Origin of the sequence: Mannheimia bovis, assembly GCF_014541205.1 — a bacterium.
Taxonomy (GTDB): Bacteria; Pseudomonadota; Gammaproteobacteria; order Enterobacterales; family Pasteurellaceae; genus Mannheimia; species Mannheimia bovis.
Window position 1 is genome coordinate 1,950,697 of the sequence record NZ_CP061280.1, and the last position, 13,968, is coordinate 1,964,664.

15 protein-coding genes are annotated in these 13,968 nt (G+C 39.5%); 11 read left to right on the plus strand and 4 right to left on the minus strand.

The features are described 5' to 3' along the window. The first annotated feature begins 41 nt into the window (after window positions 1-41). Window positions 42-1,016: a 6-phosphofructokinase gene (gene pfkA / locus ICJ55_RS09640; protein WP_025236359.1), complete on the plus strand. Its 975-nt coding sequence runs from the start codon at window positions 42-44 to the stop codon at window positions 1,014-1,016. 66 nt (window positions 1,017-1,082) lie between these two features. Next, complete coding sequence (locus ICJ55_RS09645) at window positions 1,083-1,790, plus strand: YwiC-like family protein (RefSeq protein WP_188156605.1); 708 nt, start codon at window positions 1,083-1,085, stop codon at window positions 1,788-1,790. A gap of 51 nt (window positions 1,791-1,841) precedes the next feature. Here ICJ55_RS09645 and ICJ55_RS09650 read toward each other — a convergent pair whose 3' ends face one another. Both ICJ55_RS09650 and rluD read right to left on the minus strand, forming a co-directional pair. Next, window positions 1,842-1,964, minus strand: coding sequence for an entericidin A/B family lipoprotein (locus tag ICJ55_RS09650; RefSeq protein WP_038643990.1), 123 nt, complete (start codon window positions 1,962-1,964; stop codon window positions 1,842-1,844). 78 nt (window positions 1,965-2,042) lie between these two features. Then, a complete protein-coding gene (gene rluD / locus ICJ55_RS09655; protein WP_188156606.1) occupies window positions 2,043-3,023 on the minus strand; it encodes a 23S rRNA pseudouridine(1911/1915/1917) synthase RluD in 981 nt (326 codons plus the stop codon). Between the two features lie 139 nt (window positions 3,024-3,162). On the opposite strand from rluD, the gene ICJ55_RS09660 reads away from it, so the two are divergent. From ICJ55_RS09660 to ICJ55_RS09695, 8 genes are all read left to right on the plus strand, one after another. Continuing rightward, complete coding sequence (locus ICJ55_RS09660; protein WP_188156607.1) at window positions 3,163-3,939, plus strand: outer membrane protein assembly factor BamD; 777 nt, start codon at window positions 3,163-3,165, stop codon at window positions 3,937-3,939. Window positions 3,940-4,011: 72 nt separating this feature from the next. Continuing rightward, a complete protein-coding gene (gene tsaD / locus ICJ55_RS09665; protein WP_188156608.1) occupies window positions 4,012-5,043 on the plus strand; it encodes a tRNA (adenosine(37)-N6)-threonylcarbamoyltransferase complex transferase subunit TsaD in 1,032 nt (343 codons plus the stop codon). Between the two features lie 72 nt (window positions 5,044-5,115). Beyond that, window positions 5,116-5,421: an iron donor protein CyaY gene (gene cyaY, locus ICJ55_RS09670; protein WP_188156609.1), complete on the plus strand. Its 306-nt coding sequence runs from the start codon at window positions 5,116-5,118 to the stop codon at window positions 5,419-5,421. 110 nt (window positions 5,422-5,531) lie between these two features. Further along, window positions 5,532-7,331 (plus strand): DNA helicase RecQ, encoded by a 1,800-nt coding sequence (gene recQ, locus ICJ55_RS09675; protein WP_188156610.1) that lies wholly within the window; start codon window positions 5,532-5,534, stop codon window positions 7,329-7,331. A 157-nt stretch (window positions 7,332-7,488) separates the two neighbouring features. Further along, entirely contained in the window at window positions 7,489-8,031 is a 543-nt protein-coding gene (infC, locus tag ICJ55_RS09680) for a translation initiation factor IF-3 (protein ID WP_081732151.1), read from the plus strand. Between the two features lie 205 nt (window positions 8,032-8,236). Then, on the plus strand, window positions 8,237-8,434 hold the full coding sequence (rpmI, locus tag ICJ55_RS09685) for a 50S ribosomal protein L35 (protein ID WP_005596065.1): 198 nt from the start codon (window positions 8,237-8,239) through the stop codon (window positions 8,432-8,434). A 98-nt stretch (window positions 8,435-8,532) separates the two neighbouring features. After that, the gene (rplT, locus tag ICJ55_RS09690; protein ID WP_005596075.1) at window positions 8,533-8,886 is read left to right on the plus strand and encodes a 50S ribosomal protein L20; all 354 of its coding nucleotides are present in this window, start codon (window positions 8,533-8,535) and stop codon (window positions 8,884-8,886) included. Window positions 8,887-9,019: 133 nt separating this feature from the next. Beyond that, the gene (locus ICJ55_RS09695; protein WP_188156611.1) at window positions 9,020-9,295 is read left to right on the plus strand and encodes a hypothetical protein; all 276 of its coding nucleotides are present in this window, start codon (window positions 9,020-9,022) and stop codon (window positions 9,293-9,295) included. A 39-nt stretch (window positions 9,296-9,334) separates the two neighbouring features. Here ICJ55_RS09695 and purT read toward each other — a convergent pair whose 3' ends face one another. After that, a complete protein-coding gene (purT, locus tag ICJ55_RS09700; protein WP_188156612.1) occupies window positions 9,335-10,516 on the minus strand; it encodes a formate-dependent phosphoribosylglycinamide formyltransferase in 1,182 nt (393 codons plus the stop codon). A 277-nt stretch (window positions 10,517-10,793) separates the two neighbouring features. Here purT and ICJ55_RS09705 point away from each other — a divergent pair, with 277 nt between their 5' ends. Then, window positions 10,794-11,357, plus strand: a complete 564-nt coding sequence (locus tag ICJ55_RS09705) for an acetate uptake transporter (protein WP_188156613.1) — start codon at window positions 10,794-10,796, stop codon at window positions 11,355-11,357. Between the two features lie 91 nt (window positions 11,358-11,448). Here the strand turns inward: ICJ55_RS09705 and plsB are convergent, their stop codons facing one another. Beyond that, window positions 11,449-13,890, minus strand: coding sequence for a glycerol-3-phosphate 1-O-acyltransferase PlsB (plsB, locus tag ICJ55_RS09710; RefSeq protein ID WP_188156614.1), 2,442 nt, complete (start codon window positions 13,888-13,890; stop codon window positions 11,449-11,451). Window positions 13,891-13,968 lie beyond the last annotated feature (78 nt).

Sequence of the window (13,968 nt, forward strand, 5' to 3'; positions counted from 1 at the left end):
GTTTCTATTTTAAATTTAATTTATCAAAAAGGTGTTTTTAGATGAGTAAAAAAATCAAAAAAATTGCGATTTTAACCAGCGGTGGCGATGCACCGGGTATGAATGCCGCTATTCGTGGTGTGGTGCGTGCAGCATTAAATGAAGGATTAGCAGTTTGTGGCGTTCAAGATGGTTATTCAGGGCTTTATCACGATAAAGTGATTCCACTAGACAGACGCTCTGTATCAGAAACTATCAATCGTGGCGGTACATTCTTAGGTTCAGCACGCTTTCCTGAATTCAAACGCCCTGAAGTACGTAAAAAATGCGTAGAAACATTAAAAAAATATGATATTGATGCGTTAGTTGTTATTGGTGGTGATGGCTCTTATATGGGAGCGAAGTTATTAACTGAGGAATTTGGTTATCCGTGTATCGGTATTCCGGGCACGATTGATAATGATATCGTAGGTACTGATTATACTATCGGCTATCAAACTGCGTTAGAAACCGCTTTAGAAGCAATTGACCGTTTACGTGATACATCAAGTTCTCACCAACGTATTTCTATTGTTGAAATAATGGGTCGCCATTGTGGTGATTTAACCATTAGTGCAGCCTTAGCCGGCGGTTGTGAATATGTGATCGTACCGGAAAAAGGACTAGACAAAGAATCTTTAATGAATAGTATTTCTGATGGTTTCCAAAAAGGTAAACGCCATTCTATCATTGCAATTACTGAGTTAATGACTGATGTTCACGAATTAGCAAAAGAGATTGAAGAGCGTTTCGGACACGAAACTCGTGCAACTGTGTTAGGTCATACCCAACGTGGTGGTGCACCTTGTGCCTTTGACCGTATTTTAGCCTCTCGTATGGGCGTTTATGCGGTAGAATTATTATTACAAGGTTTTGGCGGACACTGTGTCGGTATTCAAAACGAGCAGTTAGTTCATCACGATATTATTGATGCAATTAATAATATGCGTCGTCCGTTTAAAGAAGAATTATACGAGACCTCTAGAAAATTATTCTAATATTCCTTAAAATTTAAAGGCGACTAAAATAGTCGCCTTTTTTATTTTCATTTATAAGGAAATCGAATGTTCAAAGAAAAACCCGTTATTTCCAACCAACACGGTGCATTAGCAATGGCAATGCTGCCTTTTCTTTATGCGGTCATCACAAGTGGATTTACACCTTTGCATATTTTCTTTGGGTTTTCTTGGCTATTCCTCTATCTTTTCTCTTACCCTTTTCTCTCTTTATTTAGCAAAAAACCAACCGAACGTAATAAAAAATGGGCAAAAATTTACTTCGCTTTAAGTTTACTCTTTGCTTTGCCTGTTATTTATAATGTGCCTGCTATTTTGCAATTTTTAGTGATAATTCTACCGCTTGGATTAATTCAAATTTACTTTGCCAAACAAAAAGATGAACGGAATTTGTGGAATGATATTGCAGGCATTTTAACTTTCGGGGTAATGGGAATGGCAACTTATTATGTTGTTACAAAACAATATAATATTGAGATACTCCTCCACCCTACGCTATTTTTTATCGCCACTACCTTCTATGTAAAAAGTATGGTACGAGAGCGTAAAAATCCTGTTTATATGGAGCTTAGCATTACAACACACTTATTATTGGCTTTCGCTTATAGTTTAAGCTCAATGCAAGCGGTCTTTTTTGCCTATTTAATTGCAACTGCTCGTGCGATTATTGTGCCGAGTTTAGGATTGAATGTAAAACAGATCGGAATGTTGGAATTCCCTGTCATTCTGATTTTTTTGATTGCGTTGGCTCAATGATTTCTCTATAACAAAAAACCTCTGAACTTATCAGAGGTTTTTTAATTATTCTTATTGTGCTGCTTTTTGGATTTGATCACCAGCTTTCTCAACATCCTTGCCTACGCCATCAACAGTGTTACACGCTGTTAAGAAAGTTGCACTTGCTAAAATTGCTAATACTAATTTTTTCATAAAACACTCCTTATTTTTTGTTTGTTATGAAAACGACTTCAATATAACAAGTTTAAATTATAAACGCAATACGTCAAATTAATAATCTAGTTCATCTTTATAAAGCTCGTAATCGGCTTTTAAGGCTTGAATGAGCTCCACAAAATCTTCCGGTAATGGAGCGTGCCATTCCATCAATTCGCCTGTAATTGGGTGTTCTAAACGCAACATAATAGCGTGTAATGCTTGACGTTGAAAACCGCGTAAAACAGCTAAAAATTCCTCGCTCGCTCCTTTTGGTGGGCGAGGTCTGCCACCATAAAGTTGATCACCCAATAACGGGTGGGCAATATGTGCCATATGCACACGAATTTGGTGAGTACGCCCGGTTTCCAAACGTAAACGTAAGCGAGTGTAGTTACGGAAACGCTCCATAATACGATAATGGGTTACAGCCGGTTTTCCCATTGGGTGAACTGCCATTGCAGTACGCTTAGTCGGGTGGCGAGCCATTGGTTCATCAACTTTACCGCCTTGAGTCATAATGCCGCTTGCTACCGCCTCATATTCACGGGTAATTCGGCGTTTTTGTAATGCAGTTACTAAATGGGTTTGAGCCGGAATATTTTTTGCTACCACCATTAAGCCTGTTGTATCTTTATCTAAACGATGCACAATACCCGCACGTGGCACTTCTGCAATCGGCGGATAATAATGCAACAACGCATTTAATACCGTACCATCAGGATTGCCCGCTCCAGGGTGAACCACTAAATCTTTTGGTTTATTGATAACAATAATATCGTCATCTTCATACACAATATTGAGCGGAATATCTTGCGGATCAAAACGAATTTCTTCTTCGATTTCAGCGGTAATTTCCACCGTTTCGCCACCAAATACTTTTTCTCGTGCTTTATTGATGATATTGCCGTTCACTTTTACTAAATCGCTTTCAATCCACACTTTAATGCGTGAACGTGAATAATCCGGAAAAAGTTGTGCCAGTGCTTGATCTAAACGAGCACCTAATAGGTCAGCTGTAATTTCTGCGGTTAAAATCTTTTTTTGAGTAGTCATTAAAATATAAATCCTAATTAGTCATTTGCTTACTTGCGTGATGTTATATAAAATAGTGAGATGAACTTCATAAGTTATTCTTAGTCTGAGGTATTGTACATTAACTTTTGGTCTCAGACACTTTTTATAGGTAAAACATATGCGTAAATTTAAAACTCTTGCCACATTAGCATTAGCAGGGCTTGTTGTAGGTTGTTCAAGTTCTAATAAAGACATCGAAGAATCAAACGCTCAAGATCTTTATAGCAAAGGGCAAACCTATTTACAAGACGGCGATTATAACTCTGCCATTCGTTATTTAGAGGGAGTGAGTGCTAAAGGTGGCCAATATTCAGGTCTTGGTGAACAAACCCAATTAAGTTTAATTTATGCACAATATAAAGTAGGCGAATATTATAAAGCATTAGATGCTGCAGAACGTTTCGCCCGTTCTTACCCAAATGCAGCCAATATGGATTATGTATTCTACCTAGCCGGTCTTTCAAATGCACGCTTAGGCGATAATTTTATCCAAGATTTCTTTAAAGTAAATCGTGCCTCTCGTGCAGTGGATAATGTGCGTAACGCTTACGGTAATTTCCAAACTATCGTTCAGCACTATCCACAAAGCCAATATGCTCAAGATGCTCAAAATTGGATGAACTATTTATTCAACCGTTTAGCCGAGCACGAATTATCGATCGTAAAATTCTATGATAAACGTAATGCGTACGTTGCGGTAGTAAATCGCGTAGAAGAAATGTTGCGTTTCTATCCAAATACCGAAGCAACTAAAAATGCCCTTCCTTATTTGAAAGAAGCATTTAAACAAATGGGTATTCAAGATTCTGAACAAAAAACCGAATTATTAATCAAAGAATACGAAAATAAAACCTTACCAAACCCGGCAAAACCGGAATATGGCGAACAATTCTAATTAAACATAGCAGAATATTAGGGGCGGTTTCGCCCCTTTTGGCTTTATAACTTATTAGCTCATTAGGAAATTATGCGAATTTTAGGTATTGAAACCTCTTGCGATGAAACCGGCGTTGCCATTTATGATGAAGAAAAAGGCTTAGTAGCAAACCAGCTCTACAGCCAAATTGATATGCACGCTGATTATGGTGGTGTTGTGCCGGAGCTTGCTTCGCGAGATCATATCCGCAAAACGCTCCCACTTATCCAAGAAGCCCTAAAAGAAGCTAACCTTCAGCCTTCCGATATTGATGGTATTGCTTATACCGCCGGTCCGGGCTTGGTTGGAGCATTATTAGTAGGCTCAACCATCGCTCGCTCTTTAGCTTATGCGTGGAATGTGCCGGCTCTTGGCGTTCATCATATGGAAGGGCATCTACTTGCTCCAATGTTGGAAGAAAACGCACCTGAATTTCCATTTGTGGCGTTATTAATTTCGGGTGGGCATACTCAATTAGTGAAAGTCGATGGTGTCGGCAAATACGAATTAATGGGCGAATCGATTGATGATGCAGCAGGCGAAGCCTTTGACAAAACCGGAAAATTATTAGGTTTAGATTACCCTGCCGGGGTGGCAATATCCAAACTTGCGGAATTAGGCACACCAAATCGTTTTAAATTCCCACGCCCGATGACAGACCGCCCAGGCTTAGATTTCAGTTTTTCCGGTTTAAAAACCTTTGCAGCAAATACCATTAAAGCTAACCTGAATGAAAATGGCGAGATAGATGAACAAACCCGTTGCGACATTGCTCACGCTTTCCAACAAGCGGTAGTTGATACGATTTTAATTAAATGCAAACGAGCATTAGAACAAACGGGTTATAAAAGACTAGTGATGGCAGGTGGTGTAAGTGCCAATAAGCAATTACGTGCCGATGTTGCGGAAATGATGCAAAAACTCAAAGGCGAAGTATTTTATCCACGCCCGCAATTTTGTACCGATAACGGAGCAATGATTGCTTACACCGGTTTTTTACGTCTAAAAAACGGCGAACAAACAGACTTAAGCGTGAGCGTAAAACCTCGATGGGCAATGACGGAACTACCATCGATCGAATAATTTCAAGCGGTCAATTTTGCAAAGTTTTTTGCAAATTTAACCACTTTTTCCCTTAATATTTTGGAGAACACAATGAATACAGCACAATTCCACCAAGCCGTAGAACAAGTATGGCAGCAAATTGAAGAAAAAATTGATGACGAAGGTTTATCGGTTGATACCGAAATTCAAGGTGCAGTTTGCACTTTAACCTTTGATGATGAATCACAAATCATCATTAACAAACAAGAAGCAATGTTAGAACTATGGCTTGCCAGCAAATTAGGTGGCATTCATTTTAAAAACATTGATGGAGAATGGGTTACAGATGAAGGTCGCACCTTCTGGCAACATTTAGAAGAAGCCTTTGCCCGACACGGTGAAAGCATTTCTTTCTAATTGTTTGTAAGGACGTACTGGAGTACGTCCTTTTATAATTATATTTGTAAATTTTTTCCTCAAATAAACCGCTTGCGGAGGCACGCAGTGCTTCCCCACATATAAAAATAATGAGTACCACCGCAATTTCTGTTTTAAATAATATTTTTGGTTATCAAAAATTCCGAGACGGGCAAGAAGAAGTCATTTCTGCCGTGTTGGGAAATCGCGATTGCCTTGTGATTATGACAACAGGTGGTGGAAAATCCCTTTGTTATCAAGTACCTGCTCTATGTTTAGATGGCATAACACTCGTTATTTCACCGCTGATTTCATTGATGAAAGATCAAGTCGATCAGCTCATTACTAATGGCATTGAAGCCGCCTATTTAAACTCTACCCAAACACTTGAAGAGCAACAGCTTGTAGAGCAAAAAGCCTTATCGGGTAAATTGAAATTACTTTATCTTTCCCCTGAGAAAGTAATGACACAAGGCTTTTTCCACTTTATCTCGCTTTGTAAAATCAGTTTTATTGCAGTCGATGAAGCTCATTGTGTTTCGCAGTGGGGACACGATTTTCGCCCTGAATACACTTTGCTTGGCGGCTTGCGAAACACTTTTCCCAATGTGCCGTTAATGGCATTAACTGCCACGGCAGACCCGACAACACGAGCGGATATTCTTCACCATTTACGTCTAAATAATCCACATATTTATTTAGGGAGTTTTGATCGTCCAAATATTCGTTATACAGTGCAAGAAAAATTTAAACCCCTTGAGCAGTTGTTGAAATTCATCAATAAACAGCAAGGTAAAAGCGGGATCATTTATTGCAATAGCCGAAAAAAAGTGGAAGAAATTACCGAAAAATTAGCTTCAAGACATCTTAGTGTAATGGGCTATCACGCAGGAATGAGTTTTGAACAAAGAGAGTTCGTACAAAATGCCTTTCAGCGAGATGACATTCAAATTGTGGTGGCAACTATTGCTTTTGGAATGGGGATCAACAAATCAAACGTTCGTTTTGTTGTACACTTCGATCTTCCCCGTTCTATCGAATCTTATTACCAAGAAACAGGACGTGCTGGACGAGATGATCTTCCTTCGGAAGCAATACTTTTCTACGATCCAAGCGATTATGGCTGGCTACAAAAAATCCTCTTAGAAGAGCCAGAAAGCGAACAAAGAGACATTAAACAGCATAAGTTACACGCTATCGGCGAATTCGCGGAATCACAAACTTGCCGCCGCTTAGTCTTGCTCAATTACTTTGGCGAACATAAACAAGAAGATTGCAAAAACTGCGATATTTGCTTAGATCCGCCACAAAAATATGATGGATTACTTGATGCTCAAAAAGTGATGTCGGTTATTTATCGAACAGGGCAAATTTTTGGGCAACATCACATTATTGCCGTACTGCGTGGAATGAATAACTTGAAAATTCGTGAGCATAATCACGATCAACTTTCGGTTTATGGTATTGGGAAAGAACAGAGCCAGCACTATTGGCAAAATGTAGTAAGGCAGCTCATTCATTTAGGGCTGATTTATCAAAATATCGCCAATCACTCTGCTCTACAACTGACCGAAAGTGCCAGACCTTTTTTGCGTGGCGAAAAACCATTACAACTGGCATTGCCACGCTTAGGGATTTCAGCAACTGCATTTGTGCAAAAACAAGCAAGCCATCGTTATGATAAAGACCTATTTGCTCGTCTTCGCTTTTTGCGTAAACAGATTGCCGATAAGGAAAATATTCCGCCTTATATTGTCTTCAATGATGCAACTCTACAAGAAATGGCGGAGTTCTTACCAACTTCAAAAGTGGAAATGCTCGAAATAAACGGTGTGGGAGAGAGAAAATTTGAACGATTTGGTCAAGCCTTTATGACATTAATCAAAGAACATCAAAATAAACGAAAATAGGGAGCTAAATAAGGGTTTATTATTGCATAAGCATTGAAAATCCTATAGAATCCGAACGTTTATCTGTTTTTTATAAAATAAAACGGACACTATAAAAATACTTAACCGCTTTCAAGCGGTCTTATTTAACCAAAAATTTACTAGAAGGAATAAGGCTATTAAACCTGTAAAACGTGTTCAAACAAATCGTGCACACCGTCTTAATGAAGAAATTCGCGGTGTGAAAGAAGTTCGCTTAACCGACGAAAACGGCGAACAAGTTGGTATCGTCTCTATTCAAGAAGCATTAAGCCGTGCAGAAGAAGCTGAGTTAGACTTAGTAGAAATCAGCCCAAATGCTGAACCACCGGTTTGTCGCATTATGAACTACGGTAAGTTCATCTATGAAAAAGAAAAAGCGGCAAAAGAGCAAAAGAAAAAACAAAAAGTAGTACAAGTGAAGGAAATTAAATTCCGCCCTGGTACAGATGAAGGCGATTATCAAGTTAAATTACGTAGCATTCTTCGTTTCTTAGAAGATGGCGATAAAGTAAAAATTACTGTTCGCTTCCGTGGACGTGAGATGGCTCACCAAGAGATCGGTATGGACGTTTTAGAACGTGTGAAAGCAGATACAGCAGAGATTGCAGCAGTTGAATCTGCACCGGGCAAACTGGAAGGTCGCCAAGTGGTGATGGTAATCGCACCAAAGAAAAAATAATTCACTTGCAAAAAACGAGCTTATTCTGTAGAATTCGCTCGTTTTTCGTAGGAGAAACAAAAGCAGACAGGCACACTCAGCAGCCTGAGCTGCTTTTTAGATTGCGGTGAAAACCGTAAAGTAGCGTAATCAGTGCTGCCAAGTAACTCGTAAGAGTTCGCCTGATTATTCATTTAAACCCAAAACAATGCGGAGTTTTTTAACAATGCCTAAAATTAAAACAGTACGTGGTGCTGCTAAGCGTTTCAAAAAAACAGCTTCTGGCGGTTTCAAACGTAAACAATCTCACTTACGTCACATTTTGACTAAGAAAACCACTAAACGTAAACGTCACTTACGTCACAAATCAATGGTAGCGAAAGCTGACCAAGTTTTAGTAGTAGCGTGTTTACCATACGCATAAGCCGAAGGCTGCGTTAAAAACACAAACGTACGAATAGTAATTCTTAGGGACGAAAACTCGTCCACTCAATCAAAATAGACAATTTAGGAGATTAAATAATGGCTCGTGTAAAACGTGGTGTTATTGCAAGAGCACGCCATAAGAAAGTTCTTAAGGCTGCTAAAGGTTATTATGGTGCGCGTTCACGTGTTTATCGTGTTGCGTTCCAAGCAGTAATTAAAGCTGGTCAATATGCTTACCGTGACCGTCGTCAACGTAAACGTCAATTCCGTCAATTATGGATTGCTCGTATCAACGCAGCAGCTCGTCAAAATGGTTTATCTTACAGCAAATTCATCAACGGCTTGAAAAAAGCATCTGTTGAAATCGATCGTAAGATTTTAGCTGACATCGCTGTATTCGACAAAGTAGCATTCGCCGCTTTAGTTGAAAAAGCAAAATCTGCTCTTTAATTTTAAAGAATAGAGATGAGGACGCCTAGTGCGTCCTTTTTTATTTTATCGGTAAAAATTACAAATCTTTAAGATAAAAATAGAAAACAAGCGGTCTAAATTAACAAATTTTTTGCAAATATAAGGAAATGATATGAAAAAAATTATGCTACTCGTTTCATCAATCGTCATTACTGCTTGTTCAACTCCAACACAACAAAGCACCGTGCCAATGGATATGCAAGCCGTTCACGATTATCAACAACGAATATTAACTAAACAAACTGTGGATAAAAATGCTCAACCAAACAATGAAGCTCTAAACCAAAGTGATAGATGCTCAAAAAGTACAATTTATCCTATTCGCCCTGTGATTTACCCAAGTATTGGTGCGGGTTACCATCACGGCTGGCGTCATAGATATTGGTAATTTCCAAAAGAAAAGGGCTATTTAATATAGCCCTTGTTGTTATAAGCTGATATCCAGCTTATCGTAAGCTCTTCGTGCTTTGTCTAACGCCTTTTCTGCACTTTTATCACGGGCTAAAATCACACCTAAACGGCGGTGTCCGTTTACTTCGCCTTTGCCGAATAAACGAATGTTTGTGCCGATTTCCGCTAACACATTTTCCAATCCACCAAAACGCACATTATCCGACTTGCCTTCCACCACAATTGCTTTTGATGCTGCCGGGCTAATGCAATAAATTTCCGGAATCGGTAAACCTAAAATCGCACGAGCGTGTAGAGCAAATTGAGACAGCTCTTGCGATGCCATCGTTACCATTCCGGTATCGTGCGGACGTGGCGAAACTTCGTTAAAGATAATCTCATCGCCACACACAAACAGCTCCACGCCAAAAATACCACGACCTCCTAAGGCGGTAGTGATTTTTTCTGCGGTTTCTTGGGCTCGTTTCAATGCAATGTCCGACATTGCCTGTGGCTGCCACGATTCACGGTAGTCGCCATCAATTTGGATATGCCCGATTGGGGCTAAGAACGATGTACCGTGAATATGGCGAACGGTAAGCTGAGTGATTTCGTAGTCGAATTTGATAAAACCTTCCACAATCACTCGTCCACCGCCGGCACGCCCGCCCTCTTGCGAGTATTCCCAAGCCTTTTGAATATCAGCCTCCGACTTGATAACTGATTGCCCGTGCCCGGAAGAAGACATAATTGGTTTAACCACGCAGGGGATACCGATCTCACTGATGGCTTGTTGGAATTGTGTATAATCATCAACAAAACGATAAGGCGAGGTTTTTAATCCTAATTCCTCTGCCGCTAAACGGCGAATGCTCTCACGGTTCATTGTCAATTTAGTTGCTTTTGCTGTTGGTACAACATTGTAGCCCTCACTTTCTAATTCAACGAGTGTATCAGTTGCAATCGCTTCCACTTCCGGCACAATAAAATCCGGTTTTTCTTTTTCGACCAACGCACGCAACGCTGCACCATCTAACATCGAAATGGTATAGGCACGATGTGCCACTTGCTGTGCCGGTGCATTTTCGTAGCGATCAACCGCAATCACTTCCACGCCCAAGCGTTGTAATTCAATCACGACTTCTTTGCCTAACTCGCCCGAACCTAACATCATCACTTTAGTTGAATTAGGTCTTAATGGGGTGCCGATTGTTGTCATATTCCCTCCAAAATTAAAAAGCAAACGTTTGCATACATAAATTATACTTAAAATTCACTTAGATAGATAGAATGAAAGACGCAATTATTTCATCAAAACTATTGCAAAATTTTTATAAAAACGACCGCTTGTCGATAGAAAATTGCTAGTCAATTTGATGCAAAATCGCTATACTTTATCGCCCTAAAATTTAGGGAAATAGCTTCTTTCTTAGACTTAGAAGTGAATAAAAGCATTGCCACAGGTTTGTGGCGTAACAATACAATAGAGGTTTTCGATGTCAGCTCCAAATTCAGGAACTAACCCGGCTCCGCTCGGCTTATGCGGTTTTGCATTAACGACTTTTTTACTTAGCTTAATCAACAACGGGACATTCAGCGGTGAAAATGTAGGTTTAGTATTAGCAATGGGATTCGCATTCGGCGGTACAGCACAGATGATCGCAGGGATGTTTGAGTTTGCAAAAGGTAACACTTTCGGTTTTACCGCTTTCACCAGCTACGGTGCATTCTGGTGGTCTTTCGCATTATTTAAAGTATTCTTTGCTTCAACCGTATCACCGGAATTTATCGGTTGGTACTTAGTTGCGTGGGGAACATTCACATTTATGATGTTTATCGGCACATTAACAAAACCACGTGCATTACAAGCCATTTTCTTAAGCTTAACCATCACTTTCTATTTATTAGCTGCGGGCGATTTCACTCACAACAGCAGCATTACTAACATTGGTGGTAATTTCGGTTTATTAACTGCATTCTTAGCATTCTATCTTGCAGCAGCAGATATTATCAATGAAAGTTTTGGCAGAACGATTTTACCAATCGGCGAACCAAAGTAATTTAGTTTAAGTAATAAAAAAGGCTGAATGGGATAAACATTCAGCCTTTTAATTTGCAAAAAATGTGAGAAAAATGATCGCTTATTAGTTGTTAGCTTTTTTTCTCTACTTTTTCATCTTCAAGTTCTCTATCAACTTTTGCCATTGCCCCTTGAATGGTTTGTTGCACTTCAATAGAAATCAAACTTCTTAGCAGTGCTTCGGTTTCTTGCACTTTTCCAATAGTCAAATTATCTGCACTATCAAAGTAACCTTGCTGCTTCAAACTGGTAGTAAAAGTTGAGAAAATGGCTTTATCAAAAAATTCCGGTGCATTAATACCGTGTAATACCGATAAACGTTGTGCTACTGAACTACTCTCTTTTTCTAACGCAACACGGCTAATATCCGGCTGTTCAAGTAATAAACTTAAACAGATATAGTAACGCTGCAAAATCTCACGCACGCCGGCAGAGTGAAGTTGTAATGTACGAATATGCGGACGGTTAATCATCAACATATCACTTTCATTTTTAATGATGCCTTGACGAACAAATTCATCAATGATGGATTCAACCTGTTCTGCCACTTCTTCTTGCTTGAAATGTAAAAATAACTCTGCTTGCAAGAACGGATAAATTCGATAAACCGATTGAATAACCAAATCTTTTGAAATCGCCTCGTGATGTAGCACGAAGCTTGCTACTAGCGAAGGCAATACAAATAGATGTTGAACATTGTTGCGATAGTAAGTCATCAATACTGCCGCTTCACGCTCTAAACGAACTAACTCGCCGAAATGGTCTTTCTCAACGATCACCCCGGAACGCGGCAATTGAATAACGTGATCAAGCATTTCTGCTGCACTTTCTTCCGGCAACGTCATATCTTTAGAATAAGGCATATTGCGGAATAATTGAATATAACTTTCAAGCTGTTCAATAAGCTGCTCTCGAGATAAAGCCCGCTGGCGTGAAGCCAGTAATGCCGAGCCGACTAAATTCTTCGCATTTACCGCAGCTGCTTTATTTATATTCACCATTACCTGATGAGAGATTTGATCTACTGCATCATTCAACCATTTAGGGCGAGTATCTTCAGTTTGCTCCTTCCATTCCGGGAAATATTGATTTAGGTAATTATTTACTTGAATAGGCTCACCAAAATTCACATAGCCTTGACCTAAATTTTTCAGTTTTTTAAGTACGCGTAATACTAAACCTGCATTTTCTTTCTCTTTTGCCGCTCCTCGCAACTCTTTGGCATAAGTATCCACCTCCAGAACGTGTTCATAGCCAATATATACCGGCACAATGCTTAATGGGCGATTTAAGCCACGTTGAAGTGCTTGTAAAGTCATCGACATCATACCTGTTTTAGGCTGTAACAAACGCCCTGTGCGAGAACGTCCACCTTCGATGAAATACTCCACCGAATAGCCACGATAGAATAGCTCCGCCAAATATTCACGGAAAATGGTGGAATATAAACGGTTTCCTTTAAAAGTACGGCGAATGAAAAATGCCCCCCAACTGCGGAAAATCGGACCTGCCGGCCAGAAATTCAAATTGATCCCTGCTGCAATATGAGGTGGAACAACACCGTGATGATAAAGTAAGTAAGATAAAAGCAAATAGTCCATATGGCTACGATGGCACGGCACATATACGATTTCGTGCCCTTCTAAGGCGAGTTTTCTTACACGCTCCGCATTTTGTACATTAATGCCTTGATACAATTTGTTCCAAAGCCAACTCAATACACGGTCGGCAATACGCAAACTATCGTGTTTTACATCAGCCGCAATCTCATTAATGATTTTTTCCGCTTCTTTGCGTGCTTTTTCAGGCGAAGATTTTTTTGCTTCTTCCGCAATCGCCGTTTGAATCACCTCTGAATTGAGAATTTTATTAAACATTGCTTCACGATTAGGCAAACGAGGACCCATTGCCGAATAACGTAATTTAGCAAAGTGCATTTTCGCCACACGAGCAACTTTTTGAGCAATTTTTTCATCTGCCCCGTGCTCAGTTACCATATAACGCAAAGACACTGCCGGCGAGAAGCGGACAAAATTATCACGCCCAAACCAAACCATTGACATAAAACGTTGGAATGAGGTTAAAACTTGCAAATGACGGGCATCTTCTTTACCCGGAGCTCGCCCCCATAACACTGAAACAGGCACAAGCTGAACATCTAACTCTGCTTTTTCACGATGTAAATCTAAGTAGCGATAAAAAATAGATTCTGTTTCGCTTTTTGCCCCTTTTGATTTAAAAAATCGTCTACCTTCATCTAAAAATACGAAACGAGGTAAAGTTTGCCCATCAATAACATTATTTTGCAATGGATCAGGCAAATTTAGTGCTAAACAGTTTTTTTGCAAAATCAGCAAATCTGTTTGCGAAGTGTAAGGTAACACATAAACAATGGGCTGTGCTAAGTTCAGCTCTAGTTCATTTATGGGATCTGTTGGAATAGCACGAGACTTTACCAAAAGTGAAAGCGGTAAATTGAGGAAAGTACGATAGAAATTTAATAAGCCAGACATATTAATACCCTTTAGAATTGTTATTTTTGGAGGTCTAACCTCTAATTTACTTCATTCTACCACAGTTTTTTCTATAAT

Excerpts from the sequence above, each read along its gene's own strand:
- pfkA (WP_025236359.1), top strand. The coding sequence starts at position 42 with ATGAGTAAAAAAATCAAAAAAATTGCGATTTTAACCAGCGGTGGCGAT.
- ICJ55_RS09645 (WP_188156605.1), top strand. The coding sequence starts at position 1,083 with ATGTTCAAAGAAAAACCCGTTATTTCCAACCAACACGGTGCATTAGCA.
- ICJ55_RS09650 (WP_038643990.1), bottom strand. The coding sequence starts at position 1,964 with ATGAAAAAATTAGTATTAGCAATTTTAGCAAGTGCAACTTTCTTAACA.
- rluD (WP_188156606.1), bottom strand. The coding sequence starts at position 3,023 with ATGACTACTCAAAAAAAGATTTTAACCGCAGAAATTACAGCTGACCTA.
- ICJ55_RS09660 (WP_188156607.1), top strand. The coding sequence starts at position 3,163 with ATGCGTAAATTTAAAACTCTTGCCACATTAGCATTAGCAGGGCTTGTT.
- tsaD (WP_188156608.1), top strand. The coding sequence starts at position 4,012 with ATGCGAATTTTAGGTATTGAAACCTCTTGCGATGAAACCGGCGTTGCC.
- cyaY (WP_188156609.1), top strand. The coding sequence starts at position 5,116 with ATGAATACAGCACAATTCCACCAAGCCGTAGAACAAGTATGGCAGCAA.
- recQ (WP_188156610.1), top strand. The coding sequence starts at position 5,532 with ATGAGTACCACCGCAATTTCTGTTTTAAATAATATTTTTGGTTATCAA.
- rpmI (WP_005596065.1), top strand. The coding sequence starts at position 8,237 with ATGCCTAAAATTAAAACAGTACGTGGTGCTGCTAAGCGTTTCAAAAAA.
- rplT (WP_005596075.1), top strand. The coding sequence starts at position 8,533 with ATGGCTCGTGTAAAACGTGGTGTTATTGCAAGAGCACGCCATAAGAAA.
- ICJ55_RS09695 (WP_188156611.1), top strand. The coding sequence starts at position 9,020 with ATGAAAAAAATTATGCTACTCGTTTCATCAATCGTCATTACTGCTTGT.
- purT (WP_188156612.1), bottom strand. The coding sequence starts at position 10,516 with ATGACAACAATCGGCACCCCATTAAGACCTAATTCAACTAAAGTGATG.
- ICJ55_RS09705 (WP_188156613.1), top strand. The coding sequence starts at position 10,794 with ATGTCAGCTCCAAATTCAGGAACTAACCCGGCTCCGCTCGGCTTATGC.
- plsB (WP_188156614.1), bottom strand. The coding sequence starts at position 13,890 with ATGTCTGGCTTATTAAATTTCTATCGTACTTTCCTCAATTTACCGCTT.